Below are 24,468 nucleotides of genomic sequence, written 5' to 3'. Positions count from 1 at the left end.
CCCCTTGAACGACCTCATCGACCACGACATCCCCAGCGATGACTGCGTGTGCGGCCCCACAACCGAACCAGTGCCCCGCAGCGACGGCAGCACCGGATGGGTCATCATCCACCACAGCCTCGACGGCCGCGAACAGCAGGAGAAACCACAATGAAGTTCCGGCTGAAGCTGTGGGGATTCGAACTCGACATCCAAACACCCGAAGCGGTGCAGGTGTCGCCAACGGATGTGATCATGGCCGTTTTCTCGGCGATGTCGCAGCATCCGATGCAGCCGATTGTGTTGGTCCCCGAGTTGGAGGACGAGGGCGAGGACTGATGCGCGCCGCTGAAGCCGCGTGGTGCGCAACCCTGGCTGCGATCGTCGCGTGGGAGTGCACGGCCCCGGTGGATGAACTCTTGAGCGACGGATGCGACCGCACCACCGCACGCCACCCAATCGTTGTGCGTGCCGCGATCATCATCACCGCTGCGCACCTACTGCGGATCATCCCGCGCAGGCTGGATCCGTTCACGCAGACTTTCGGTGCTCTATCTGCCGTGCGGCGGCCCGCTTCGACGCGTTGAACGCACCCATCCGCGACAACTCCGCCATCTCCGCGATCTGCTCCCACGTCCACCGCTTCCGAGTGGCCGGGTTGATCTCGCTGCGCAACTGCAAAATCAGCGCGTCACGCTGCTTGTCCATCTCGCCCGCCATCGTCACATGCATTTGATGCTGCTCGGCGACGCTGCGCAACAACTCCGCGGTGTCCAGGTACATGACGCGATCATACATGGCGTGTACACGACGCGACAGTGTCCACTAGACGCTACATTCTCCGGCTAGCCCAGGCGGCAGCCGTCTCTTCCACTCGGACGCGACCGGCCAGGCGCCGACGCGGTTCCTGGAGGTCCGCCACTATGGCACGCAAACGCACCACCCCTGTCGAAACCCTCGTCGAAACCCAGCGCAAACGCAACCTCGCGTTGGAGATGCGGCTCGCAGGCAAATCGCAAGCCCAAATCACCGAAGAGATGGGTGTCCACAAATCCACCGTCTCCATGTGGATCAAAGAGGCCATCGCCGACATCACGCGCGAAAACGCGCAAGAGTACCTGGAACTCGAACTGTCCCGCCTCGACGCCATGTGGGCCGCGATCTGGAAGAAGATCGTCAACCCGAAGAACGCCGAGGAACGCAAAGCTCAAACATGGATGATCGACCGGGCACTCGCGATCATGGAGCAGCGCGCGAAGCTGACCGGCACCTATAAGGCCGCCGAGTTGAAAGCCATCGCTGATGCTAAGGGCGGCGTTGGTGCTGAAACGCTGTCGATGATCGGCAACTTCTTCGGCAAGCTTGAAGAACTCGTCGCAGCAGACCAACTCGCTGACAACCCCGAGTCAGACGACAGCAACGAAGAGGACGACACGGCGTGAGTGTTCTCGACGAACTGCCGCTGTCACGCAAACAGATCGTCAGCATCGTCGAATCCCGCCGCTACCGAGTATCCATCTGGTCCGGCGCCGTCCGCTCCGGCAAAACGATCGCGAGCATCCTCGCCTTCTATGACGCCGTCAGCACCGCCCCTGATTCCGGGCTGATCCTGATCTGCGGTCGCACCCTGCAAACCATCGAACGTAACATCATCGAGCCGATGCAGGACGAGGCCGTGTTCGGTCCGTGGGCGCACGAAGTGCACCACACCCGCGGCTCCAACATTGCGGTCATCCTCGGCCGCACCGTCCACTTGATCGGCGCCTCCGATGTGCGTGCTGAAGGCAAGCTGCGTGGACTCACCGCCTGCCTCGCCCTCGTCGACGAAGCGACGCTGCTACCGGAATCGTTCTGGACACAGCTCCTCGCGCGCCTGTCCGTGCCCGGAGCCCGCTGCTTGGCGACAACCAACCCGGACAACCCGAACCATTACCTGAAGGTCGGCTTCATCGACCGCCAGGGCGACCCGGACATGAACCTCCAGGCCTGGCACTTCACCCTCGACGACAACCCGAGCCTGTCGCCCGAATACGTCGCCGCGATCAAAGCCGAGTTCCAGGGCCTGTTCTACCTGCGGAACATCCTCGGCCGCTGGGTCGCCGCGGACGGCGCGATCTTCGACATGTACGACCCCGAACAGCACCTCGTGCCATGGTCGGAACTGCCGGGCATGCAATGGTATGTCGGTGTCGGGGTCGACCACGGAACCACCAACCCCACACACGGGGTCATGGTGGGTCTCGGAGTCGACAACGTGCTGTACGCGGTCGACGAATGGCGGCACGTCTCCCCGTCGTCGGCTGCCCGCTGGACCAACGTGCAACTGTCGCAGGGGCTGCGGGATTGGCTCGCCACTCCGCATCATCCGGGCGACGACCCCGGCAACCTGCCGCGGTTGACGTGCCCGGTGATCGTGGACCAAGCCGCCGCCGATTTCCGTGTCCAGTTGAAGCAGGACGGGTTGACAACCTACCCTGCGGCGAAAGACGTGCTCTACGGCATCCGCACCATGACAGCGCTGGTATCAGCGGGGAAACTGAAATTCTCGGATCGCTGCCCAGAATTGTTGAAAGAGATCCCCGGCTATGTGTGGGATACGAAAGCAACCGACGAGGGCAAAGACCAGCCGATCAAACTGAATGATCATGGCATCGACGCGCTCCGCTACGCCACCGTCACCACTGAACGGAAATGGCGGAGGCAAGTGAAACTCACCAACATGCCGGGCGCTGTCGCAGCATGAAAATCGCGACTATACAGCGCCGATAGGCTCGTGTTAGCGAGTTGATCTAGGAGGCGCAAGGAATGTCTCTCGCGGACGACGTACAGAAAGTCGTGGAGGAAGACGACTCCCGACCGTGTGGCACAGGGATATGGGTTTCGAACCTCGATGAACGCGACAGAACAGCGTTCGACAGCTACCTACGGCAAGGTGGTCCGGTCGCGAAACTGCATCAGATCGCGGTCGTCAACGGATGCCCCATCGGCGAAACCCAATTCCGACGCCACTGCCGTCAACGCTGCGGCTGCTACACGAAAACCGGGATCGCCGCGTGAGCTTCGCCGACGACCTGCTGAAGCAACCGACTGCCACCGAAACCGAGTACAAGCCGCGCACCGAATTCGACGGCACAAGCGGCGGCTACATCCAAACTGGCGCGCTCGCTGAGCCGCCCACCTCGCATGTCGAGCTGCTGGAACAGTTCGGGTACAACCCCGACGAAGTGCAGATCGTCGGACACCCACGGGTCTCGCGGTGGCAGTCGTTCAACGGCGAATGGTTGGCCGCGTATCGGTTCCACATCGCGCCGAAGACTATCGGGCTGGACATCGGCGAACTGATCGCCTCCATTCGCGACCGGGAACCGCACCAGCCAACCAGCATCACCGGCACCGGATGCTTCGTATACCAGGCGGGCGACCTCCAGTTCGGGAAGATCGACGGCGACGGTGTGCAAGGCACCATAGACCGCTACTTCACCAGTGTCGACCGCGCCGTAACTGAACTGAAGCAGCGGCAGCGACGCGATTCCATCGGCGCCGTGCACTTGGCGTTCGTCGGGGACTGCATCGAAAACGGGGGTGTCAGCCAAGGCGGCAAACTCGCCTGGCGGCAATCTCTCACCGTGACCGAACAAGTGCGACTGTGGCGGCGGACCCTGCTGGAAACAGTGAAAGCGTTCGCGCCCCTCGCGGACGAGATCGCCGTGTCCGTCATCGGCGGCAACCACGACGACGCGACACGCATTCCGGTCCAGACCCGCGCAGACGACAACTGGGCCACCGAAGGCGCAATCGCCGTCTCCGATGCCCTCACCGAGAACCCCGACGCTTACGGGCATGTGCGCGTACAAGTGCCGCCGAAGGACCAGGGATACATGACCGTCGGCGTCGCCGACAGCGTGTTCACCCTCCTGCACGGCCACCAGTTCCGCAAAGGCAAAGCCGCCGACTGGTGGGCGTCCCAAGCGTTCCATCACGGCAATCCCGCCGGCGCGGACTTCCTACTCCACGGGCACTGGCATGAGATGGCGATCCAGCAGTCCGCGGCCCGCACGATCATCTGTTCCCCCGCTCTTGACGGCGGCAGCGCCTGGTACCGGGACAAGACCGGTGCCGAAGCCCGCCCCGGCGCGCTGATCTACACCACGCGCGGGCGGGCATTGGAAAACCTGAGCCTCGTCTAACCGACTAGAGGCATCCACCCAACTTCACAGCGTCTGTATCGGCGCGCGTTCGAACCCTGCTGGAGGCGCCCCGTGGCGATGCCTGAATTCAAAGGCGCGTGGCCGCCGGAGCCGTGGGACGACGCCCAAGCCGCCTACGACTTGCACAGCGCCTGGCTCGAAGGCGATTCGAGTGTCCTCGAATCCTTCTACTCCCAGTACCTCGACGGGATGCCGTCCAATCGCCCCTCCCAGTTCCGCGGTGGGGTGGTCGGTGCTGTCGCCCGGTTCTTCTGGGGCCGGCCGCAGAAGCAGGCGATGAAACGTCTGCATGTGCCCGCACCGGCGGATGTCGCGCGTACGTCGGCGAACCTGCTGTTCGGGCAACCGCCGACGTGGGTGTTCAACGGCGGCGACGCCACCGACCTCGACGGCGCTAAGGAGCGGCTGAGCCAGTTGCTCGACGGCGCCGACGTGGTTGCCACGTTCCTGGAAGCCGCGGAAATTCAAAGCGCGCTTGGTGGTGTGTTCCTTCGGCTCTGGTGGGACACGGCGGTCACTGACAAGGTGATGCTGTCGGCGGTCGGCCCTGATGCGGCTATCCCGGAGTGGCGGTACGGCAAGCTCGCTGCGGTCACGTTCTGGCGGGTCGTCGCGAAGGACAAGCGCGGCACCTGGCGGCACCTGGAACGGCACGAACCCGGCACGATCGAACACGCCCTCTACCTCGGTGACGGCGACCACATCGGGCGACCGATGAAGCTCGACGAGCTGGATGCAACCGCGTGGGCTGCGACGCAACCGGTGATCGAAACCCGCGTGAAGGGTTTGACCGCCGCGTACGTGCCGAACATTCGACCTGCCCGCAGGTGGCGCAACGTCCCGAACCTGTCGCCGTTGGGTCGCAGCGATTTCGAAGGCATCGAGCAGCTGTTCGACGCTCTTGATGCTGCCTACAGCTCGTGGATGCGGGACCTTGATCTTGCGAAAGCTCGACTGTTCGTGTCGCAGGAGGCGTTGGAGGACAACGGTCCCGGCTTGGGTGCATCGTTCGACCCTGAACAAGCCATCTTCACACCGGTCCCTGGTCAGCTCATGCTTCCCGAGGACGGCCCGAACCAGTTGGTGCAAGCCCAACAGTTCCAGATCCGCCATCAGGAGCATGCCGCGACCTGCCAGGATCTGATGAACCGGATCGTGGTCAGCGCCGGCTACTCGGTGGGTGACTTCGGTGACGATCAACTGTCGGGGATGATGACCGCGACCGAGGTGTCCGCGCGGAAGGGTCTGTCGCATCAGACCCGCGCGACGAAGATCCTGTACTGGCAGTCGGAGGCGCAGCCGTTGGCGCGCACGATGCTGGAGCTGGACGCCATCGTCTACGGCAACGGCCACGACTACGGCATCAAAGCCGAACCGGAGATGAAGTTCCCGGTGCGTGTCGATGTGGACCCGGTGCAGCAGTCGCAAGCTATCGCGAACCTTCGTGCCGCGCAGGCGATCTCCATTGAACAGTCGGTGCGGGAACGCAACCCGAACTGGTCGGTGGACGAAGTCGACGAAGAAGTCAAGCTGATCAAAGCGGAAATCGACCTCCAGGTGCCCGATCCCGACGGCGGCGATTTCGCGCCCCCAGGAGGAGAAGAAGCCCACAGCAACCTCCAGGGCGATGCGGAGCCGGATTCCGAACCGTTGGATGAGGCTGCCTGATGCCGCTGACCCCATCGTATGGTGACCGGCGAGCAGGTCCGGTCGTGCGCTTGTATCGACGGGTTGAGCGCGCGTTGTTGGAGTGGTTGGCGATGTCGCTGGCTCCCGGTGTCGGTCACGTGTGGGTGTGGGCGCAACGGCTGCTGTTGCGGCTACCGGCGTTTCGCCGCGGCGTAGACCGGATCATCACCGGCGCCGATCGTGAGATGCGACCCGCTGTCGCGGAAGCCTTGCTTGGGGCGTGGCACGACGGACTGACTGCGGCGCGAGCGGATCTTCCGTACGCGCCGCGCACCGACGATCAGGCAGTGCACCGGTTGATCGACGACACGATCACCACAATTGAAGCGACACACCGGCTGGTGCCGCTGGTCATGGAGAACACGTATCGCCGTGTGGTCGATGACGTGGTCCGCGCCGAGCGGGCCGACGGTGACCTAGACCGCTCGCGGGTGGTGCAGCGCGCGCTGGAGGCGTTCGCTCGCCGCGGGATCACGGGTTTCGTGGACCGTCGCGGCTACCGTTACGACCTCGTCTCCTATGTGGAGATCGCGGTACGGGCGGCTATCACACGCGCGGAGGTGGACGCCTACTGTGCGCAACTCACCGCGGCTGGTCACGATCTGGTGATCGTGTCGGATGTCGCGGGGAGCTGCCCGCGCTGCGCTGTCTTCGAAGGTCAGGTTCTCTCGATCAGCGGCTCCACCGTGGGCGCGATCGCGAGGGAAGCGAGTACGGGCCGAAACGTCACTGTGACGGTGATGTGTTCGCTTGATGAGGCGCGTGCGCGTGGCCTGTGGCATCCCGGCTGCCGACACACCCTGGGTATCTGGACGCCGGACGATCCTGCGCCGCCGCGTGCGGTGCGTGTACCGGATGAGGTGCGCGCAGACCGTCGCCGTCAGCGTGCGGTAGCGCGCCGCAACCGTGTGCGTCAACGTATTCGTTTCGTTGCGCAATTCTGAATAGTCTTCCCGCTTCTCTGTAGCGGGTTTCGACCTCGAATGGGCTTTCTTGCCTTTCGGGGTTTCGTCATTTCAACACCGTCCGGCCAGGCTGCCGCACGGGGTTTCACCGTGTCCAGGAGGCACATTCATGGCCGACGAAGCCAACCCCCAGGAAATCACAATCGAAAACAGCACCACCGACACTACTGCCGATATTCCGGTGGACACTGTCGACACCCCGGATATCGGTGCCGATGTACAGGGCACCGAAACCGACACAACTGAAACCGAGCCGGAGAAAACCGACTCGGCGCCCGACCCGGAAGTAGCGCGGCTGAAGAAAGAGCTTGAGAAGGCTCGCCGTGAGGCTGCCGCGAATCGGGTCAAGGGCAACGAGAAAGCCGAGCAGGCAGCGAAGGACGCGGCCGACGCGGCACAGAAAGCTCTCACCGAGCAGATCGCCCGCACCCTCGGCCTGATTAAGGACGACACTCCGCCCGACCCTGCTGACCTGCTCGCGCAGGCGCAGGAGCGGGAGAGGCAGATCGCGCAGGAACGCGACACTGCCGCCGAACGTTTGCGCGCCTACGAGCGCAAAGACGCTCTCACCGCCGCCGCCTCCAAGGTGGACGGCGACCTCGCATCTCTCCTCGATTCCCGCTCCGTGAACGCGGCAATCGAAAAACTCGACACTACTGCCGACGATTTCGCTGCCCAGGTGGAAGCGATTGTTTCTGCGGCCGTCGAAAACAACCCGAAGCTGAAAAAGGCGCCAGCCCAGGCGGCGGCTCCTCGAAGCGGCGGAGATATGTCCGGCGGAAACGCATCCCCGAACTCCACGGGCGAAAAGGACATCGACTCATTCCGGCGTGACGTCCGCGCACATCGCGGATTCGCCGACTGACACGCAATTTCAAGGAGCCATAAATGGCTAACACCCTTTTGACCCCCAGCGTCATCGCCAAGAAGGCGCTGGCGAACCTGTACGAGAACCTGTGCATGGTTCCGCTGGTCTACACCGACGTTTCCTCGGAGTGGGGCGGCCAGAAGATCGGCGCATCCGTCGCGATCCGCAAGCCCGCCACCTTCACCGCGCAGACGTTCAACCCGTCTTCGCCGTCGATCACCGTCCAGAACGCCACTGAGACCAGCGTGTCCGTCACTCTGGACAAGCACCGCGACGTGTCGTTCGCCATCACCGCCCAGGATCTGACCCTGCGGCTGGAGGACTTCGACGAACAGTTCCTGATGCCCGCCTGCGAGGCACTGGCTCAGGAGGTCGACCGCGCGATCATCGCTCAGGCCAAGGCCGACTTCACCGCTGTCGCCGGCACCGGTACCGGTTTCGAGTGGAACAAGCCCGAGGTTTTGATCGAGGCGGACCGGCTGCTGAACATCCAGAAGGTCCCGACCTCGGAGCGTTCCGCGGTGGTCGGCCCGACCACGCGTGCGGGCTGGTTGAACAGCGACATCATCAAGCACGCCGACAAGAGCGGCAGCACCGCGGCGCTGCGTGAGGGCTCGATCGGCCGCGGCCTGTTCGGCTTCGACGCCTACATGACCCAGAACATCGTGCAGCCCGCGGGTTCGCCCGCGTCGGGTCAGCCGACCACTGAGGTTGGTCTCGCGTTCCACCGGACCGCGCTCGCTTTGGCGTCGGCTCCGCTGGCGCTGCCCCGGTCGAACACCTGGGGTGCGATGGAGTCCTACAAGGGCCTGTCGCTGCGCGTCGTGCAGGACTACGACATGAACCTCAAGTCCGACGTGATCTCCGTCGACATCCTGTTCGGCACCAAGACCCTCGACGCGAACCGCGGCGTTCTGCTGCGCGGCGCTCTGGCTGCCTGACCTGTTCCCGTGCCGCCTGCTTCGGTGGGCGGCACGGGTCCTGGTGGGAGCCGCGATCTGTTTGGAGACAGGTAAGTGCCCTATTTCTACGAGTACCAAGGCGACGATCAGGATTTGGTCGTCGAGTCGGACGAGCCGCGCCCTGACTTGCTGGAGTGGGCTTACTGGTCCGAGATTCCAGCGCCCACAAAGCAGGCCGCGCCGAAGGTCGACAAGGATGTCCCGATCGTCGCGCACAAGGACGACGAGCCCGAGCCGAAGCCTGAGCCTGCGGTCAAGAAGACCGCACCTCGCAAGGCTGCGGCCCGCAAGGCGGTTGAGGGCGAGTAATGCTGACCTACGCCGTACCTGACGATCTGATGGACGGCTGGCTCGCGGAGGAACCCGACGCCGCGGAAGCGGAACGCGACATCCGCTACGCCTCCATTCTGGTGCGGAAAGCCACACGGCTGGACATCTACGAAGTAGATCCGGCTGGTTTGCCAACCGAACCCGATGTCATCGAGGCAATGCGGGACGCCACGTGTGCGCAGGTCGCCGAGTGGCAAGAGGCCGGCATCAACCCCGCCGCAGGGTCGGTTGGTCGTGTGGTCGCGATCAAGTCGGAGTCGGCTGATGGCGGGTCGGTCACGTACGCGGACGGTCCGTCAGCGGCGGAGATCAAAGCGTCTCTGTCGCAGTTGTGTTCGGCCGGTTTGGACATCCTGCGCAACGCGGGACTCGCGTCGACGAGGCCGTGCACATGGTGAACTACGCACGCCGCAGGTATCCGAAGGGCGTCATGCTCGCCGTTGAGCGCGGCGCCGCATTGAACTGGGAAGGCGACCCCGTGAATGGGTCTGTCGCCACCCATCAGATTGGGCCGTGCGATCTGAAGTGGCTGCAAGATTCCGAGGACAACACGCAAGGTGAGCTGTTGATGTTGGCGGCCCAGGTGACCGCCCCATCGGGTTCGGATGTGTTGGCTACGGACAAGATCCGGTTCAACGGGCAACTGTTCGTGATCGACGGGCAGGTCCGCGAAACCCGGAACTCGTTCACCGGGTTTACGGCGGGTGTCCGCTTCAAAATCGCCAAGGACGGCGGCAGTGGAATACGACGGCAGTGACTTCGACCTCGACACCACGTTCATGCGCACCTCCCCAGAACTGACCGAGTTCGTGCAGGAAATCGCCGAACAAGGCGCTGACCGGTGGGCGCAACGCAGCAGGTGGAGGACCGGCTTCAACGCTACGCACGTTTCGGCACACTCAGGTCCGGGCGAGAACGGCGACATCGAAGGCGTCGTCTACGCGTCCGGCCATTACGCCCGTTTCCGCGAGCACGGCACCAGATGGAACCGCCCCGAGCACGTCATGCACGACTTCATCCGAGACGTGGAGGGCTGAGCATGTCTTTGCCTCCCTACCCGGAATACGACGAAGTCATGAAGGCGCTGCTCAACGACATCGCGCCCGTCGTCACCGCTGAATCCGACCAAACCGACCCGCCTTACATCTACGTCACTCGTGTCGGCGGGCGGGAAGACGGCGTCGCCGACAATCCCGTGATCGACATCGAGTATGTCGCTGCCACCCGCGCCGCGTCTAAAGCGCTCAAGACCGCGGGCCAGGAACGCGTCCGCGCTGCGGGCAACACCGCACCTGGCGGCTACCTGATCGACGTCGCCGAAGAAACCACCGGTGGGCAATACATCCCGCCCGAGCGGCGCGACGTCCGCGGCGTCACCGCCACCGTCCGGCTGTCCTACCGCCGGCCCCGCTAATCACCTCTTTCACACCACCCGAGCCCTTGTGATGGCTGCGGGTTTCTGGGTGTGCCCAAATCAAGGAAAACCCAATGGCAGCAGTCACTTTCGAGCAGCTGGCGGCTTGGAATCAGAGCCTGATCCGCCGCCCCAACAAGGGCTTCGTTCTCATCGGCGACGATGACGCCACCATCCCGCCCGCGTTCACCGACGGGGTGTCTGCGGAGTTCCAGGCACTGACGGACTTCGAATCGCTGGGCTTGATCGCCAAGGATGCCCCACCCACCTTCCGGCCCGAGGTCCAGAGCAACGACATCGAGTCGTGGGGTGCGATCGAACCGACCCGCACCGACATCCTGAGCGTCGACCTGTCGGTGTCGTTCACCGCGCAGGAAACCAAGCGGCGCACCCTGGAGCTGTACACCGGCATCGACCTGTCGGCGATCGAAGCTGATGCGACTACCGGCGAAATCCAGTACAACAACCCGACCTCGCCCGAGACCCGATACAACCGGCTCATCTTCGGCATGGTGGATGGTGCCGGCGCGGACGCGATCTACATCCTGAAGGTTCTGCCGCGCGCCACCGTCACCGAGATCGGTGAGCAGTCCTGGTCGCAGGAATCGGCGCTGACCTACAACTTCACCGTCAAGGCGAAGATCGACCCCGTTCTCGGCTACAGCATGAAGAACGTCATCTGCGGCCCCGGCGTCAGCGCGTTGCTCGCGGGCATGGGCTTCACCGCCACCGCTGCGGTTCCGACGATCGCTTCGCGCGCTCCTGGCGGCAACCTCGCGACCGCTGGCGGCGAGCAGCTGATCCTGACCGGCCAGCACTTCACCGGCACCACCGCCGTCACTGTCGGTGGCACCGCGGCAGCCGATTTCCAGGTCGGCAACGACACCACTCTCGCGTTCATCACCCCCGCCAAGACCGCTGGCAGCCACAACATCGTGGTCACCAACGCGACCGGCCCCAGCGCTGGTTTCGCGGTCACCTACGCCTGATCAGGCGTCTAGTCGTCGTCCCCGTGCGTGTTTCCTGGCCGCGCACGGGGACGGCCCCTTCCCGAATCTTCCGCCAGGTCGAGCCAGGAGACCCCTATGGCTTTCACCCCCATCCGCATGGTCAGCAAAGACGGCCGCGAATGCCTCGTCGGCTCCGCGATCGAGCGCGAACAGCTCCGCGCCAAGGGCTACAAGCCGGTGCCCGAGTCGCAGCCGGAACCGAAGCGCACCCCCGCGCCGGCGCCCACCAAGAAGACCGACACCAAGTAACCCGTTTCCGTCAGGAGGAACACAATGGCCGCTGCGCCACGTACCAAGGCCGTCGAGAAGACCGAAGTGAAGTCGCGTTGGGCGACGATGCGGGACCAGGCGCGTGCCAAGCACAAGCCGCTGCCGCCGTACGAGTTCGACGGCACCGAACCGCCCACCCCGATCACCGCTCCCGACAGCGTCGAGCGCGCGACAGCCCTTGCTGCGTTGATCGACCAGGAAGGCAACTTCGACCCGCACAACCTGCGGGCTCTGTTCGAAACCGTCTGCGGTCCCGCGTTCCCGGCGGTGTGGTCGGTCGTCAAGGACGAACCCGCCGAAGTGCTGTTCCCGCTGATCAACGACATCAACGACCACTTCCAGTCCGTTCCCGGCGAGGACGGCGCTGATCTGCCGGGGGGCGCCTAGCCCTCGTACTCCTCATCGAGGACTACGGGGTACAGATCGAAGACGACCTGTTGAACTACTGCCACGGGTGGGACCTGCTGGATTTCTTCCGCGGCAAACACCCCTGGCAGCAGTTGTATCGGATCTTGGCGAATCGGCTCCCGCCCGAGAGTAGCTATCACGCGGCTCTCGCAATGAACCCCGAGATCGGCTGGGAACGAGCGCAACAGAAGCGACCCGAACCGGGGGAGCTGCCCCCTCCGACGCCGAAGGGCTACTCGCTGGAAGTCCTTCTGATGCTGAAACTCATCGACTACGTCAAAGAATTGATCCGGGTCATGCCAGCGGTTTTCAGCGGCAAACTTCCACCCCCGATCAAACCCGAACCGCGGCCGATGACGGCCGAAGACCTGTTCCGGGACCTCCAAGAAACCCAGAACGTGCACGAAGCCGTGGACAACATCCTGGGGCGCAAAACCTAAAGGCGGTGCCGCATGGCTAATTGGCCTGCCTACTCGTCCGGCTCGGCTCGGCTGACCCTCCGCCCTCAGCTGGCGAACAACTTCCGTACGCAGGTCAAGACTCTCATTCGGCCGATCAACGAGTCGCTGAAGGTCACCGTCGAACCGAAGCTCGCCAACGGTTTCCGCACGAATCTGCGGAACATGGTGCGCACAGCATCAGCGGGCATCAACGCTGAGGTCGGCATCAAGGTCAACACGACCGGCCTGCGGACCCGTGTCCGCGAAGCCGTCAAGGGTATGCCGGACGTCAAGGTCAACGTCAATGTCGACCTTGCCCGCGCCACACGGCAGATGGAGGCGTTCCGCGCATCACAGGCCGCGGTCCCGCTGACTTTGAATGCGAACGTCGACACCGCGGCAGCGATGTCGCAGTTGCTGGCGCTCCGCAGCCTGGCGAGCGACGTCAACAACCGGGTCGGCAGTCTCGGCGCTGGCAGTTTGGCGCGTTCGACGCGTCGTCTGCGCGGCAACATCTTCACCCGTCCTGTGCGAGCCATCCGGTTGCAGGTCGAAATCGACCGCGCCAGCGTCGCCCGTGCTGAGGCAGAAGTGGCGAACATCGCGGGCCGCCTGTCGGTGGCGCGTCGCCAGCAATCCGACGCCGTCGACCGGGTGACATTGGCGGAGCAGCGGCATGCCGAAGTGATGGCGCGCTCCAACGCGACCGACTCCCAGCGCACCGCCGCCACACAGCGCCTCGTCCGCGCCCGTCGCGAACTGGCAGACGCTACTGGACGTGTGACCGGCCTCATGGGGCAGGAAGCCGACGCAGACGACCGCCTCACGCGCGCCCGCCGCGCACAGAACTCGCTGACCGGGCTCTTGGGCGCCGGACTGCGGGGGCTCGGTGGCGCGCTCGCCGACGCCGGCCGCAACATGCTGTCGTTCCACAACCTGACCAGCATCGCGTTCGTCGGACTGGCGGCACTGGCGGCGGTGTCGCTGGTCCCACTGATCGGGCAACTCGCGCAAGCCGCTGGAGTCATCGGGTTGCTGCCCGCAGGGTTGGCTGCCGCCGTCAGCGTGTTCGCTGTCGCCAAGATCGGCTTGTCCGGCGTCGGAGACGCGATCAAAGCCGCCGGCAAGGCATCCGACTCGGCCAGCAAGGACGCTAAGGAGCACGCGAAAGCAGTTGCTTCGGCGCAGAAACAGCAGGCGGCGGCGGCTCGCGGTGTGGTGGATGCGCAGCGGGGCATCACCTCGGCTGAACGTGGTGTCCGCAACGCACAGCGCGAATCGCTGGATGCGCAGAAGGCGTTGAACCGGGCGCGCAAAGACGCGCAGAAGAACATCGACGACCTCAACCGGGCGCTCGGTCGCACTGCTCTCTCCGAGGAAGGCGCGGCGCTCGCGGTCGCCGAAGCGCAACGCGAACTGTTCCGTGTCTACTCGGACCCCAACTCGGATGCTATCGACCGCGCCAACGCGCAACACCGCGTCAAGGAAGCGTTGGTCGACCAGCAGGACGTGCTGCGGGAGAACCGGGAACTCGCCGAGAAGGCCAACGAAGCCAACGCCCTCGGTGTCGAGGGCGCCGACCAGGTTGTAGACGCGAAGGACCGTATCGCTCGCGCCGCTGAAGGCGAAGTCGACGCACAGCAGAACCTTGAGGACGCGTACGTGCGTCTCACGGACGCTCAAGCCGCGCTCGCCGAAGCCCAAAAGGGCGTCACCGACGCGATGAATGACAGCTCGGCCGCGGCTGAAGCTTTCGATCGGGCGATGGCGAAACTGTCGCCGAACGCGCAAGACTTCGTGCGGCAAATCCTCGGGTTGAAGCCTGCGTTCACCGACCTGAAGAACCTGGTTCAGGACAACTTCTTCGACAAGCTCGGCGACTCGGTAGTCAACCTCGCCAACCACTGGATCCCCACCCTCAAAAGCGGGCTCGGCGGGATCGCCACCGAAATCAACCAGGGGTTGCGCCGCGCTATCGCCGACCTCGACACCGACGCCTCACGGCTGAAGGTGCAGCACATCTTTGAGAACGTCAAGGCGTCGATCGGTCCAGTAGTTGACGGTATCAACAACATTGTCCAAGGCATGCTGTCGCTTTCGCAGGTGGGTTCCGACTTCCTGCCTGGACTCGGTAGTGGCTTCCTCGACTTTACACGCCGATTCCGCGAGTGGGCCGAAAGCGACGAGGGCAAAACCAGATTCGGCGACTTCCTTCAAGAGTCGCTGGATACTTTCGGGCAGATCGTTGCTGTCGTCGGCAAGCTCGCCAAGCTTTTCGGCAACGTCTTCCAAGGTGCCGACGAAACCGGCGAAGGCTGGCTGACGTCAATCGGCAAGACTCTGGACAAATGGAACGCCTTTCTCAGTTCCGAGGAAGGGCAGCAACGTCTTAAGAAGTTCTTTAAGGATGTCCGCGACACCGTAAACGACATAAGTACCGCCCTCGATAAAGCCATCAGGTTCATGGAGAAACTTGATGTCTGGGTGAACCGTATCGGTGGTTGGAAGAACGTCAACGACACGATCGCCAACCCTCTGCCGAAAATCGCTGAAGTCACCGGCCTCGACGACCAGATCAAGCAGGCGAAAGACGCCTGGAACTCGTGGACAACCGATGTCGACGAGAAGGCTGGCAAGCTGGTCGGTTGGTTCTATGAGATCGGCACAAGCCTCGACGGCATCGGCCCGAAGGCGATCTCCAGCCTGACCGAAAAGGCGGGCGGCGCGCTGTCGGGGTTGCGAGACAGCCTGCCCAGTGTCACCGACGCCATCAGCAACTTCGCCACCGACAACGGCACAAAGTGGGGCTCGGTCGGCGACATCGTCACCTCCACAATCGACCGGGTCGTCGGCGACAACGGGTTCGAGAAGCTGAAAACCGCGCTGAGCGAACTGCCCAGCTTCTTCGCTCAGATCGTCGTGGGGATCGGCTCCAGCTGGAGCGGCGTCGTCTCCGCCCTGCAAGGCCCCATCAACTCGGTGATCGACGTTATCAACGGGTTCGGCAACATCTGGAACAAGGTCGCCGACAAACTGGGGCTCCCGAAATGGGACACCGTCGACCACGTCGGCGTCACCGGCAACAGTGGCGAGTTCGCCAAACCACTGATAGGTGCCCGATGGATGGGTGGCCCCGGTGGTCCCGTGCGCGGACCGGGCGGCTCGCGCGACGACAAGGCTGGCCTGTACCGGCTGTCCGACGACGAGCATGTGTGGACCGCAGATGAGGTCCGTGCGGCTGGCGGGCATGAAGCCATGTACGCGATGCGCCGCGCTGTCCTGGATGGCGGCGGTAAGCAGTCCCGCGGGACCGGGTTCCGTGATGGCGGCGGCATCATCTCCACGTCCGATCCGCTCGACCCGATCCAAGCGCAGCTGTGGAGTCTCGTCAGCGAGGCGTTCCCGAACGCGGTCCTGACCAGCGCGAAGCGGTTCCGTGAGGTCGGCAGCGGATTCGACTACCACATGCAGGGCAAGGCGATCGACCTCGGCGGCCCGATGCCGGAGATCGCCCGCTGGATCTACAACACCTACCCGCAGTCCACGGAACTCATCCACTGGCCGCTGGCGGGCTGGCAAAACCTCAAGAACGGGGCGCCACTCGACTACGGGCCAGCCACGAATGCCGCCCACACTGACCATGTTCACTGGGCGGCAGCGAACTTCCTCGGCAACCTGTCCGACGAAGAGAAGCAGGGGCTGCTCGACCGGGTCCGGTCGGGACTCGGCGGCGTAGTCGGCCGCGGGCGTGATTTCGCTATCGAGAATTTGTTGGCGAAGCCGTTGCGGGCGTTGGCCGGTCAGGTCCCGGACTTCCCTGGTTTGGGGCAGTTCGGTCAGATCCCGAAGGCGTTTGTCCGGAAGCTGGCGGATGAGGCTATCGGCTGGGTGACGCGCAGTCTCGGTGGATCCGGTGGCGGCGGCCCGGTCGACTACGACCCGACCGGCGGCGGCGAACAGTGGCGTGACCTCGCTATCAAGGCGATGCGTCGCGTCGGATTCAACGCTGATGACCCGAATCAGGTCAACGCGATGCTCGCGCAGATCATGTCGGAATCCGGTGGTAATCCCGGTATCGCGCAACAGATCGTCGACGTCAACGGCACCGGCGAACAAGCCGGTGTCGGTTTGTTGCAGATCATCCCCGGAACTTATGCCGCGCATAGGGATCCGGAGTTGCCGAACGACCGCCGCGACCCGTACTCGAACATGGTCGCAGCTCTCAGGTATTACAAGAGCCGTTACGGCATGGACCTCACCACCATGTGGGGCCACGGCCACGGCTACGACCAAGGCGGCATCCTCAAAGACAAGCACTGGGGATTCAACCTGTCCGGGCTGCCTGAAGCGGTTCTCACGAACCCGCAATGGAAGATGTTCGAGCAGTTCATCAACCAAATGCCGGGCTTCAACAACCAGCTCCAGGCGCTGCCACAGCCGCTCAACGGCGGCACCGACGCGCAAGGCAACCCTGGCACGTTCGGTGTCCCGCGAGAGCCCGGTGTCGACACATTCGAGATGGTCGGCAAGAAGGGTCTTGACCGGCTGGGTGGGGCGCTGTCGACAGGCTTCAACGACCTGGTGGACAGCACGCTCAGCCCGCTCGGTCTGCCGGATCCACGGTCGCTGATCCCGTCGGAAGTCCTCCAGTACGGGCAAACACTGGATGCGTGGCAGCGTGCCCGCGCAGCGTCCGCGCAAGCATCGCAAGCGCTCGCACAGTCCGGGTATCAAGCCGCGACAGTGTCGCCGGTCGGGACCGCGGACGTAGTCACCACCCAGTCAGCCAACGGCGGTGGAACCCAAATGGCGTCCTACGACTACTCGACACACATCACCGTGCAAACCGCGGACACCGCTGACGCGTTCCGGCGTGCACAGCAGCTCGCCGACCTCCGCGCAATTCAGCACACTGGCACTGCAAGGGGTTAACTGTTGATGCGGGAATCTGCCCGCGTCGAAATCTTCGGAGTCGATGGCTCGCACGCCGTGATCAATGGTGCGGGTGTGTCGGAGAAACTTTTCTTGTCGACAGACATCAAAGGGATCTACGACGCACCCGTCCAAACACGGCGAAAGTCGAGTGCGTTCCAGCGGGGTTCGACGTATCTGGGCAAGACGTACAAAGAGCGGCGCATTACCTTCGGTGTCGAGATCAAGGGTGACACTCCAGAGGAGTGGCAAGATCTCCAGGACCGCTGGAATGCGATGTGGGATTACGAGGCGGATCAGTGGGATCCAGACTCGACGCTCACAAAAATGTCGATCACCTACCCTACCTCGGGCACCCGCAGTTTGTGGCTGGCGAAAGACGACACGGTCGAGTTCGAGTCGAAACACGACCCTCATGTCACTCGGTCTTCGAAGGTGCCGATGGCGGTCATCGCCGACCAACCGTTCTTCTTCGAAGACAAATGGGAGAACACGCCATTCGATTACTTCGAAACCGGCGCTACGGGTACGTCGGAGGGGTTCGTAACCATCTCAAACCCGTGCGACATCCCCATGCGACTGCAATGGGTGGTCACACGCGGTAAATGGACTCTGCCGGACTTCTCCTGGACGGGAAAGAAACACCACCGTGTTCCTGGCGGCAAGTATCCGAATCGGAAAATCACCCTGCCAACGCTCGGCGATGTTGAGGGCGGCGCCCGAATCACCCTGTACCGGGACAAGCTCCAAGTAAGGGACTTCGCAGGCACAAATCTTGCCGCGCGAATGAACGGCATCTCGTTCGAGCATGTCGTCCCGCCGAAGACCCCGGAAACCAACCTGCCTGTGAAGGTCGAAGGCGCTCCTGTGGGCGGCGGCCGGGTCGAAGTGTACTGCCAGCGGCGCTGGAGTCACGCATGGGAGGGCCGATGACAGACCTCTCAACCCTCTCGCTGAAAGAACAGTGCGAGGAAATCTGGAAAGCGACCCTCGCCGCTGAGGAAGAAGACCGCAGGGCTCGCCTAGTACCGCCGAAGATCCGAATCTGGACCGGCGACTGGAATTTGGTCGACACTCTCGACACCGAGTATTCAGCATCGTTTACGTGGCTCGATAACGAGGTGGGTCCGGGACTTACTGAGATCCCTCTCGACGATCCGCTTGCTAAATGGATCTGGCAGGTTGCGCCGCGTGTAGCGCGCGGCGAGAAACTGCACGTCTTCATCACCGTCGATAAAGACGGTGCCCGCTGGTCCGGCCGTTTGCACGACCACACCGTTGAAAAAAGAGAAGACGGCACCTGGGTATTGGTTGTGCGGTGGCTGCATGACATGTCCACGCTGGAACACTATCTCGTATGGTGTAATAGTTTCCTCCCCGCTTTCGTGCAATTTCCGCGCGTTTTCTTCCTGGCCGGTCCCTCAATTTGGGGCCTGAAAACAGCCCTATTTCTGCAAATTATGCGGGAAAACGCGACCAGCAATTTCGCGCTCCCGGATGACCCGCAAGACCAAAGTTCGGCACCGGCAACGATGATGTCGAATTGGCCCGTCGCGATCAAACCGACGACGTTCATGGATGACCTGAACGCGGGCACGATCTGGTCTGTCCCCAACTCGCGTTTCAAACGCTGGGTGGACATGGCGAAAGACATCCTGGAAGACGCCCAACTATCTATCCAGGTACGTCGATTCATTGCGGGCGAGGACGAGCAGCCCATCGAGGGGCAAACCCTCCGGAATGGCTGCCTTGTCGTCGACATCGTCGACAAATCCGGGTACTACACCGACACCAGCAATGGCGGTGACCCGTTCCTCGGTTTGCGGCGCACGTTCGCTCAGTTCGCCGAGGACTTCGTCGACGCATTCGAGGAAGACGTTGTCTCGCCTACCGTCCCGGACTCGTACATGGTTCCGGGGCTGCGGCTCACAGACAAAACCTGCCCCTACGTGATCTACCTTGAAGGCGAAGAAACTGGTATCGAATCCAGTAAATTCACCTTCACCCCCTCGACCGCGCGACAAATCGTAGCCGGAGGGCACTCGTTCCCATTCGTGAACGAGTTGATATCCGCAGCGATCCAATGCGTCTCGGGGGATACCGTCATCGACGGACCTGACGGCGGAGAACGTATCGACGTCCTCGCCAAGCGTGGCGGGCCGTTCCGGATCTGGTCGGTTACACCTTCAGGCGAACGAGTTGCTGCTACGGCGCAGTTTGCGTTCAAGAAGGGGCGTGCCGAGCTATTCAGGTACACCCTCGCAAATGGATGCGCTCTTACAGCGACCGCAAGGCATCGCTGGTTGACGCGTGACGGTTGGACATATGCTGGCGATGCGCCGATAGGGACCGAGGTCGCTTCTGCGGATCTCGCGTCGCGCGAGTCTGTCAACGAGCAGCCATCCGAAGACATTCCGGACGAGGCATGGATCGGAGTCGAGGACGGGAACGCTGTTTCCTATTCTCGGCTTATCTCCGTTGAATCAGTAGGCGTCCGGGACTTTTACGACATGCGGGTGCCCGGTTGGGTCAACTATTCGGCCGAGAGAATTTTTTCGCATAATACAGCAGGCGATCTCCTGGCCGCTGCGATCGTTATCCCGCCTATCGGCGGCGCCTTGGATGCGGTCGCCCAAATTTTCTACTGGGACACAATCGCCGCCTGGGCCAGCATCGAGAGCACCAGCCGAAAAACCAACGGCGGCTGGGCTGCACCGTTCGAAGTATTGGCGTCCGGTTCAGACCGGGCATACACACTCGAAATGCTGCTGTCGATCCGCAAATCGCTGCACGAGACACGGTCGTGGTTCTCGCATGAAATCAACATCCGTGACGGCGCACCGTGGTTCATCGGCGACAACGGTAAAGGTCACTTCTTCATCGGTGACCGGATCGGCGCCCAGGTCATCGGCACGCAGGTGGTCGGCAACGGCCCAACAGTCCTGTACGTCGACGACCACACGATCTACGTCGACCGCGTCCGCGAACTCACCCTCGCCTGGGACCGCGAGTCCCCACCCGAATGGGTGCCCGTGATCGGCGAGAAGGAAAAGAACAAAGACCGCGGCCAACGCGCGCTTGCGCAGATCGCTGAACTCGGATCGCTGGTGCAGCAACTCGCTGTCCACGGCCGCTAAGCCAGGAGAACAGGTGTCGAAGAAGTCCTCGCGTGTCCCGCAGGTAGACACGTCGCCGTGGCTGAAACCAGGCGAATTCCCCACACAGGAGCGTTGCAACCCCAACTGCCGCGAAGAGGCATTCCTGTGGATGTACTCGGGGCTGCCCGGAATGAACGGGGCACCGCTGCCCTTCCCGATCGAATACCTGAAGGAAGTGTCCGGGCGTCAATGGGACTGCGGCGCACGCCCTCCGGGTTCGGTGATACCCGCGAAGCAGGTCATCAAGTATCAGCAGCCGCGGAATACCGACCCGCACTGGCTGACGAGCCCTGGGGTGTGGGAGCCGATCGACGCCCCGGACCGCAGCAAGTTCGACATTAAAGAGTTCGTCGAGTCGCTGCCGCAGGACACTCGCCGACAGTTGGCTGAAGCTCTCGGGTTCGGCCCGGACGTGACTCCGTCGAACTCGCAGATCGTAGACGGGATCACAGGGGAGGGGCGTCCGCTGAAGACGGGGCCGGTCACGAGTGATGGCGCGTCTGTAAGCAACGTCCCTGTCCGCGATCCGGGCTGGAACCCCTGCCTACACACCGTCGACGAGGTTCTGGAGTACCTGGAAGCCGTCGACGAGGCAGAGCGCGAACGAGTGCTGATGGTCGAACGCCACCTCTCCCGCAAGCCGCGCAAGACCATTCTTTCCAAGTACCCGGAGGTGGGTGCCTGATGGCTCCGCAGTACACAGAAGTCAATCGGCTGGGCGGGTCTCGCTCGAACCGGTGGGGGGCGCGCGTCGTCAACTTCCTGCTGCACACGCAGGAAGGCAACGGCACCGCAGAATCGCTCGCCGCCTACCTGAACAACTCGGCCAACGGCGTCTCCTATCACTACACGTTGCGGGACGGCGTGCTCGTGGATGTGGTCGACACCGACTACGCGAGTTGGAGCGTCCTGGACGCGAACAGCTACACCATCAACCTGTGTTTCGCCGGCTCGCGGTCCTCGTTCTCCCGCGCACAGTGGCTGGAGCGGGACAACGACCTTCGGATCGCCGCCTACCTCGCGGTGCAGGACGCCCACAAGTACGGGTTCTCCACCGACGTCATCGTCCCGGACTACTGGCGTGCCGAGGGCATCTCCGACCACAAATACGTCACCGAATGCTTGGGCATTGGCGACCACACGGACGTCGGCTGGAACTTCCCCTGGGACGTGTTCGCCGCCTATGTGCGCGAATACGACGGCGGCGAATTGGCGGCCCCGGTCGTCAACATGATCGACCAGGAAGCCGCACGCGCGACGTGGCTGGGCAAACGGCTGCATGACGGCGAAATCCCAACCCCCGATGGCGAGGGCCGACGCGCCGAATTCGAGCACGGGCACATCTACTGGCATCCGCGCACGGGCGCACACGCAATCCCCACCAACGTGTTTGAGGCTTACGCCGAACGCGGTTGGGAAGCAGGTCCACTCGGCTACCCGGTGGGAGACCACACCGTGCTGAATGGCGCAGATGGCAAGCCCGTGGGCGACGTCCAGGGCTTCGAAGGCGGCGCCATCTACCGGCGTTACGGGCAGCCGGGCGCATGGGTGCATGGCGAGATCCGCAACCGCTGGAACCGCTCGGGCTACGAAGGCGGGCCGTACGGGTGGCCGATTTCCGATGAGGTCCCGTTCGATACCGGCTCCTATCAGGAGTTCGAACACGGGCGCATCTTCTGGACCCCGAAGCAGACTCTCGGCACGTTGACCGTCGACGGCGCCGACACTCCTGTGCCTGACGCACAGGGCTAACCCTCAAATAGGAGCGTTCCTATGACTTTTGATTCCATCCGCGACGTCACCGCTGTAGTGCGTGGCCGCATCTACGCCGCGCTCGTACCGTTGCAGACCGCGCTTGTCGCGTTCGGCGTGCTCAGCGGCGAGTCCGCCGCAGTGTGGGTCGCCGCCATCGCTGCCGCTTTGGGCTTCGGCCTCGCTGGCGCGAACAGCACCGCGACGTGGCGGACCTGGCTGTACAACCTTCTGATCCCCGCGCAGGCCGTCCTCGTTTACTACGGGGTTTTTGCGGAGAACCAGGCCGCGACCCTGACCACGCTGGTGGTGTCACTGCTCGGCCTCGGTGTCGCCGCGGCGAAGACTCCAACTGACGACTGATCTGGTTGGGGCCGACCACGTCACGGGTCGGCCCCGCTCGGAGGTCGTGACATGGAGAAGTTTCTACTGCACAGACGTGAGCCGTTCGAGCTGGTGTTCCTGCTCCTGCTTATCGTCAGTGGAATCACACAGCTGGTTACGCGTGCTGTTCCAGGATCCATTGCGGCGTTGATGCCGTCGTGGCTGCATGTGGCTTGGCTGGGGTTGATGACCTTTGGGGCGATTGTCGCGTTGTGGGGCATTGTCATCAAGAACACGATCAACGGCTTGTTCGTCGAGTCGGTCGGTTTGGTGACTGCTGCGATGTCGCTGGTGCTGTATGGGTGCGCGCAACTAATTTTCGGTGGCTTGAATGCGGTCCTCCCCGCGTCTCTCACGTTTGCCGTGGTGGTGGCTTTCGCGTTCCGGTGGAAAGAACTTCGCCGTGTGATTCGAAAGCTACCAAGGCGGTGAGATGAGCGCGCAACAACTTTTCGAAATGCTGGTGCTGCTGACTGGTTCCAGTGCGGCAACGGCAATCATCAATGGGGTGATGGGGCGGCGGAAGGTCAAGATCGACGCGACGGCTGCCTTGTCTGAGGTTTCTATCAAGCAGGTCGAGGCCATGCAGCAGGATCTTGCTGAGGCGAAGAACGAGCTGCGGCAGTTCAAGTCGGCACTGTATGAGCATCAGCGGTGGGACGCGATGGTGATCCAGCGGCTCAACCGGTTGGGGGACACCGATATCCCGAACCCGCCTGAACTGTGGGTTTAGCCGCGCAGTTTCGCGAGGAATACGCGTAGCCGGGACGGCTTCGACGGCGGTAGCCACCCTTGTTGGCGCGCGTAGTCGGTGGGGGAGGTTCGCCGGTCGTGATGCCGCTCCAACCAGGCGATCAGTTCATCGTATTGGCGGGGGAGCGTGAAACCGACGCTTTGACCGCTTAGCCGGTTCCAAATCATGACCTCGTCGGCGTCCGGGGGGTCGTCCTCTGCCATACCCACATCGTACGTGGCTCACCTGCTGTGCGTGTTCCACCTGGTCAAACCGAAATATTGGGGGTGATGTCTGGTGACTGCCCCTAATCAGCCCACACCTAATGGGTCACAGGTACCGGGCACGTTCGCGGCGTTGCAGAACGCTACCGCGGAGGACACGCAGACCGCTTTGACGCAGGGCGTGAGGGTGTCCTACGAGTCGGCGCAGAACACTCACACGACGAATGTCGTCCAGCGGATTGACGGAAACTATGCGCTGGCGCTGGAAGCGCACGGCTCAGCTGACTCGGCGGTGACGACGGCGCAGGCGGCAGCGAATGCTGCTGCCAACGCCGAAGACCTCGCCGACAAGGCGTACGAGAACGCGTCTTTCTGGATCATCGAGTGCGTCGTTGCGTCCGCTGGCGTCGTGTTGGGCGTCAATGAGCTTCTGCTTGGCCCGGTTCTGAACGTGCCGGACGACCAAGAGGCGATTCTCACCGACATCCATATCGCGCTGTTGACGCAACCGAATGGGATGACTGTGGAGACCCGCAAATGGAACGCCACAGGCACGGCGTGGACCACGGTCACCTCAACAGTGATGGGCGCTAATGAGACGCGCCGAAACGTTCCGCTGCTGTCGGAACCAGTTCTGGACAAAGAGCGCTTCTATTACTCGGTCACATCGGTGACTGGGTCGATCGCGCCTCAAGTATTGCAAATAGCGGTTGCGGGTGTGTTCATCCCCGCTGGAGGGTGA

Annotated in this window: 30 protein-coding genes; 28 read left to right on the top strand and 2 right to left on the bottom strand. The window is 63.1% G+C overall.

Annotated features, from left to right (window positions below):
- Positions 1-4 precede the first annotated feature (4 nt).
- From NNI01S_RS28615 to NNI01S_RS36705, 3 genes are read left to right on the top strand one after another with little or no spacing between them, the layout of a single operon-like run.
- Complete coding sequence (locus tag NNI01S_RS28615; RefSeq protein ID WP_218019272.1) at positions 5-154, top strand: hypothetical protein; 150 nt, start codon at positions 5-7, stop codon at positions 152-154.
- Positions 151-318, top strand: a complete 168-nt coding sequence (locus NNI01S_RS34870; RefSeq protein ID WP_157115051.1) for a hypothetical protein — start codon at positions 151-153, stop codon at positions 316-318. Before NNI01S_RS28615 ends, NNI01S_RS34870 begins: the two co-directional genes overlap by 4 nt.
- Positions 318-566 carry a DUF7427 family protein gene (locus NNI01S_RS36705; protein ID WP_439956152.1) on the top strand — a complete coding sequence of 83 codons (249 nt, stop codon included), beginning with the start codon at positions 318-320 and terminating at the stop codon, positions 564-566. Before NNI01S_RS34870 ends, NNI01S_RS36705 begins: the two co-directional genes overlap by 1 nt.
- Here the strand turns inward: NNI01S_RS36705 and NNI01S_RS28610 are convergent.
- Positions 511-762, bottom strand: a complete 252-nt coding sequence (locus NNI01S_RS28610; RefSeq protein WP_157115050.1) for a hypothetical protein — start codon at positions 760-762, stop codon at positions 511-513. The two genes, NNI01S_RS36705 and NNI01S_RS28610, sit on opposite strands and share 56 nt — an antisense overlap.
- Positions 763-902: 140 nt before the next feature.
- Here NNI01S_RS28610 and NNI01S_RS28605 point away from each other — a divergent pair, with 140 nt between their 5' ends.
- The 24 genes from NNI01S_RS28605 to NNI01S_RS28490 all read left to right on the top strand — a co-directional run bounded on the left by NNI01S_RS28605 (position 903) and on the right by NNI01S_RS28490 (position 23,502).
- A complete protein-coding gene (locus NNI01S_RS28605; protein WP_063023846.1) occupies positions 903-1,421 on the top strand; it encodes a helix-turn-helix domain-containing protein in 519 nt (172 codons plus the stop codon).
- Entirely contained in the window at positions 1,418-2,722 is a 1,305-nt protein-coding gene (locus NNI01S_RS28600; protein ID WP_063023844.1) for a PBSX family phage terminase large subunit, read from the top strand. Before NNI01S_RS28605 ends, NNI01S_RS28600 begins: the two co-directional genes overlap by 4 nt.
- A 310-nt stretch (positions 2,723-3,032) precedes the next feature.
- Entirely contained in the window at positions 3,033-4,166 is a 1,134-nt protein-coding gene (locus NNI01S_RS28590; protein ID WP_063023838.1) for a metallophosphoesterase family protein, read from the top strand.
- 78 nt (positions 4,167-4,244) lie between these two features.
- On the top strand, positions 4,245-5,855 hold the full coding sequence (locus tag NNI01S_RS28585) for a phage portal protein (RefSeq protein WP_063023836.1): 1,611 nt from the start codon (positions 4,245-4,247) through the stop codon (positions 5,853-5,855).
- Positions 5,855-6,820: a phage minor capsid protein gene (locus NNI01S_RS28580; RefSeq protein WP_084489373.1), complete on the top strand. Its 966-nt coding sequence runs from the start codon at positions 5,855-5,857 to the stop codon at positions 6,818-6,820. The genes NNI01S_RS28585 and NNI01S_RS28580 overlap by 1 nt, the downstream gene beginning before the upstream one ends.
- A gap of 130 nt (positions 6,821-6,950) precedes the next feature.
- Positions 6,951-7,706, top strand: a complete 756-nt coding sequence (locus NNI01S_RS28575) for a hypothetical protein (RefSeq protein ID WP_063023832.1) — start codon at positions 6,951-6,953, stop codon at positions 7,704-7,706.
- A gap of 23 nt (positions 7,707-7,729) precedes the next feature.
- Positions 7,730-8,650 (top strand): P22 phage major capsid protein family protein, encoded by a 921-nt coding sequence (locus NNI01S_RS28570; protein ID WP_063023830.1) that lies wholly within the window; start codon positions 7,730-7,732, stop codon positions 8,648-8,650.
- Between the two features lie 75 nt (positions 8,651-8,725).
- Positions 8,726-8,980, top strand: coding sequence for a hypothetical protein (locus NNI01S_RS28565; RefSeq protein WP_063023828.1), 255 nt, complete (start codon positions 8,726-8,728; stop codon positions 8,978-8,980).
- A complete protein-coding gene (locus NNI01S_RS28560; RefSeq protein ID WP_063023826.1) occupies positions 8,980-9,399 on the top strand; it encodes a head-tail connector protein in 420 nt (139 codons plus the stop codon). The genes NNI01S_RS28565 and NNI01S_RS28560 overlap by 1 nt, the downstream gene beginning before the upstream one ends.
- Positions 9,393-9,758, top strand: a complete 366-nt coding sequence (locus tag NNI01S_RS28555; protein WP_063023824.1) for a hypothetical protein — start codon at positions 9,393-9,395, stop codon at positions 9,756-9,758. The genes NNI01S_RS28560 and NNI01S_RS28555 overlap by 7 nt, the downstream gene beginning before the upstream one ends.
- Entirely contained in the window at positions 9,739-10,038 is a 300-nt protein-coding gene (locus NNI01S_RS28550; RefSeq protein WP_063023822.1) for a hypothetical protein, read from the top strand. Before NNI01S_RS28555 ends, NNI01S_RS28550 begins: the two co-directional genes overlap by 20 nt.
- A 2-nt stretch (positions 10,039-10,040) precedes the next feature.
- Positions 10,041-10,415: a phage tail termination protein gene (locus NNI01S_RS28545; RefSeq protein WP_063023814.1), complete on the top strand. Its 375-nt coding sequence runs from the start codon at positions 10,041-10,043 to the stop codon at positions 10,413-10,415.
- Positions 10,416-10,489: 74 nt separating this feature from the next.
- The gene (locus NNI01S_RS28540) at positions 10,490-11,404 is read left to right on the top strand and encodes an IPT/TIG domain-containing protein (RefSeq protein WP_063023812.1); all 915 of its coding nucleotides are present in this window, start codon (positions 10,490-10,492) and stop codon (positions 11,402-11,404) included.
- A 96-nt stretch (positions 11,405-11,500) separates the two neighbouring features.
- Complete coding sequence (locus NNI01S_RS34865; protein WP_157115048.1) at positions 11,501-11,674, top strand: hypothetical protein; 174 nt, start codon at positions 11,501-11,503, stop codon at positions 11,672-11,674.
- A gap of 24 nt (positions 11,675-11,698) precedes the next feature.
- Positions 11,699-12,082, top strand: a complete 384-nt coding sequence (locus NNI01S_RS28535) for a hypothetical protein (RefSeq protein WP_063023810.1) — start codon at positions 11,699-11,701, stop codon at positions 12,080-12,082.
- Between the two features lie 173 nt (positions 12,083-12,255).
- Positions 12,256-12,543, top strand: coding sequence for a hypothetical protein (locus NNI01S_RS28530; protein ID WP_157115047.1), 288 nt, complete (start codon positions 12,256-12,258; stop codon positions 12,541-12,543).
- A 12-nt stretch (positions 12,544-12,555) separates the two neighbouring features.
- Positions 12,556-17,475: a transglycosylase SLT domain-containing protein gene (locus tag NNI01S_RS28525; RefSeq protein WP_063023806.1), complete on the top strand. Its 4,920-nt coding sequence runs from the start codon at positions 12,556-12,558 to the stop codon at positions 17,473-17,475.
- 3 nt (positions 17,476-17,478) lie between these two features.
- Positions 17,479-18,408: a phage tail family protein gene (locus NNI01S_RS28520; RefSeq protein WP_157115046.1), complete on the top strand. Its 930-nt coding sequence runs from the start codon at positions 17,479-17,481 to the stop codon at positions 18,406-18,408.
- Positions 18,405-20,612 (top strand): Gp37-like protein, encoded by a 2,208-nt coding sequence (locus NNI01S_RS28515; RefSeq protein ID WP_157115045.1) that lies wholly within the window; start codon positions 18,405-18,407, stop codon positions 20,610-20,612. Before NNI01S_RS28520 ends, NNI01S_RS28515 begins: the two co-directional genes overlap by 4 nt.
- A gap of 13 nt (positions 20,613-20,625) precedes the next feature.
- Entirely contained in the window at positions 20,626-21,318 is a 693-nt protein-coding gene (locus NNI01S_RS28510) for a phage gene 29 protein family protein (protein WP_169813031.1), read from the top strand.
- A complete protein-coding gene (locus tag NNI01S_RS28505; RefSeq protein ID WP_063023798.1) occupies positions 21,318-22,385 on the top strand; it encodes an N-acetylmuramoyl-L-alanine amidase in 1,068 nt (355 codons plus the stop codon). The genes NNI01S_RS28510 and NNI01S_RS28505 overlap by 1 nt, the downstream gene beginning before the upstream one ends.
- Positions 22,386-22,406: 21 nt before the next feature.
- Complete coding sequence (locus tag NNI01S_RS28500; RefSeq protein ID WP_157115044.1) at positions 22,407-22,748, top strand: phage holin; 342 nt, start codon at positions 22,407-22,409, stop codon at positions 22,746-22,748.
- A gap of 51 nt (positions 22,749-22,799) precedes the next feature.
- Positions 22,800-23,201, top strand: a complete 402-nt coding sequence (locus tag NNI01S_RS28495; RefSeq protein WP_063023785.1) for a hypothetical protein — start codon at positions 22,800-22,802, stop codon at positions 23,199-23,201.
- Position 23,202: 1 nt separating this feature from the next.
- On the top strand, positions 23,203-23,502 hold the full coding sequence (locus NNI01S_RS28490) for a hypothetical protein (protein WP_063023783.1): 300 nt from the start codon (positions 23,203-23,205) through the stop codon (positions 23,500-23,502).
- Here NNI01S_RS28490 and NNI01S_RS28485 read toward each other — a convergent pair.
- Complete coding sequence (locus tag NNI01S_RS28485; protein WP_063023781.1) at positions 23,499-23,726, bottom strand: hypothetical protein; 228 nt, start codon at positions 23,724-23,726, stop codon at positions 23,499-23,501. The genes NNI01S_RS28490 and NNI01S_RS28485 overlap by 4 nt on opposite strands.
- A 133-nt stretch (positions 23,727-23,859) precedes the next feature.
- Between NNI01S_RS28485 and NNI01S_RS28480 the strand changes: the two genes are divergently transcribed.
- Positions 23,860-24,468: a hypothetical protein gene (locus tag NNI01S_RS28480; protein WP_063023779.1), complete on the top strand. Its 609-nt coding sequence runs from the start codon at positions 23,860-23,862 to the stop codon at positions 24,466-24,468.

This window comes from Nocardia niwae NBRC 108934 = DSM 45340 (assembly GCF_001613465.1).
GTDB lineage: Bacteria > Actinomycetota > Actinomycetes > Mycobacteriales > Mycobacteriaceae > Nocardia > Nocardia niwae.
Note: the sequence above shows the minus strand (reverse complement) of the source record. Positions and strands in the feature narration are given on the sequence as shown.

Excerpts from the sequence above, each read along its gene's own strand:
- NNI01S_RS28490 (WP_063023783.1), top strand. The coding sequence starts at position 23,203 with ATGAGCGCGCAACAACTTTTCGAAATGCTGGTGCTGCTGACTGGTTCC.
- NNI01S_RS28560 (WP_063023826.1), top strand. The coding sequence starts at position 8,980 with ATGCTGACCTACGCCGTACCTGACGATCTGATGGACGGCTGGCTCGCG.
- NNI01S_RS28610 (WP_157115050.1), bottom strand. The coding sequence starts at position 762 with ATGTACCTGGACACCGCGGAGTTGTTGCGCAGCGTCGCCGAGCAGCAT.
- NNI01S_RS28500 (WP_157115044.1), top strand. The coding sequence starts at position 22,407 with ATGACTTTTGATTCCATCCGCGACGTCACCGCTGTAGTGCGTGGCCGC.
- NNI01S_RS28575 (WP_063023832.1), top strand. The coding sequence starts at position 6,951 with ATGGCCGACGAAGCCAACCCCCAGGAAATCACAATCGAAAACAGCACC.
- NNI01S_RS28540 (WP_063023812.1), top strand. The coding sequence starts at position 10,490 with ATGGCAGCAGTCACTTTCGAGCAGCTGGCGGCTTGGAATCAGAGCCTG.
- NNI01S_RS36705 (WP_439956152.1), top strand. The coding sequence starts at position 318 with ATGCGCGCCGCTGAAGCCGCGTGGTGCGCAACCCTGGCTGCGATCGTC.
- NNI01S_RS28525 (WP_063023806.1), top strand. The coding sequence starts at position 12,556 with ATGGCTAATTGGCCTGCCTACTCGTCCGGCTCGGCTCGGCTGACCCTC.
- NNI01S_RS34865 (WP_157115048.1), top strand. The coding sequence starts at position 11,501 with ATGGCTTTCACCCCCATCCGCATGGTCAGCAAAGACGGCCGCGAATGC.
- NNI01S_RS28485 (WP_063023781.1), bottom strand. The coding sequence starts at position 23,726 with ATGGCAGAGGACGACCCCCCGGACGCCGACGAGGTCATGATTTGGAAC.
- NNI01S_RS28505 (WP_063023798.1), top strand. The coding sequence starts at position 21,318 with ATGGCTCCGCAGTACACAGAAGTCAATCGGCTGGGCGGGTCTCGCTCG.
- NNI01S_RS28555 (WP_063023824.1), top strand. The coding sequence starts at position 9,393 with ATGGTGAACTACGCACGCCGCAGGTATCCGAAGGGCGTCATGCTCGCC.
- NNI01S_RS28495 (WP_063023785.1), top strand. The coding sequence starts at position 22,800 with ATGGAGAAGTTTCTACTGCACAGACGTGAGCCGTTCGAGCTGGTGTTC.
- NNI01S_RS28530 (WP_157115047.1), top strand. The coding sequence starts at position 12,256 with ATGAACCCCGAGATCGGCTGGGAACGAGCGCAACAGAAGCGACCCGAA.
- NNI01S_RS28585 (WP_063023836.1), top strand. The coding sequence starts at position 4,245 with ATGCCTGAATTCAAAGGCGCGTGGCCGCCGGAGCCGTGGGACGACGCC.
- NNI01S_RS28545 (WP_063023814.1), top strand. The coding sequence starts at position 10,041 with ATGTCTTTGCCTCCCTACCCGGAATACGACGAAGTCATGAAGGCGCTG.
- NNI01S_RS28580 (WP_084489373.1), top strand. The coding sequence starts at position 5,855 with ATGCCGCTGACCCCATCGTATGGTGACCGGCGAGCAGGTCCGGTCGTG.
- NNI01S_RS28605 (WP_063023846.1), top strand. The coding sequence starts at position 903 with ATGGCACGCAAACGCACCACCCCTGTCGAAACCCTCGTCGAAACCCAG.
- NNI01S_RS28515 (WP_157115045.1), top strand. The coding sequence starts at position 18,405 with ATGACAGACCTCTCAACCCTCTCGCTGAAAGAACAGTGCGAGGAAATC.
- NNI01S_RS28570 (WP_063023830.1), top strand. The coding sequence starts at position 7,730 with ATGGCTAACACCCTTTTGACCCCCAGCGTCATCGCCAAGAAGGCGCTG.
- NNI01S_RS34870 (WP_157115051.1), top strand. The coding sequence starts at position 151 with ATGAAGTTCCGGCTGAAGCTGTGGGGATTCGAACTCGACATCCAAACA.
- NNI01S_RS28535 (WP_063023810.1), top strand. The coding sequence starts at position 11,699 with ATGGCCGCTGCGCCACGTACCAAGGCCGTCGAGAAGACCGAAGTGAAG.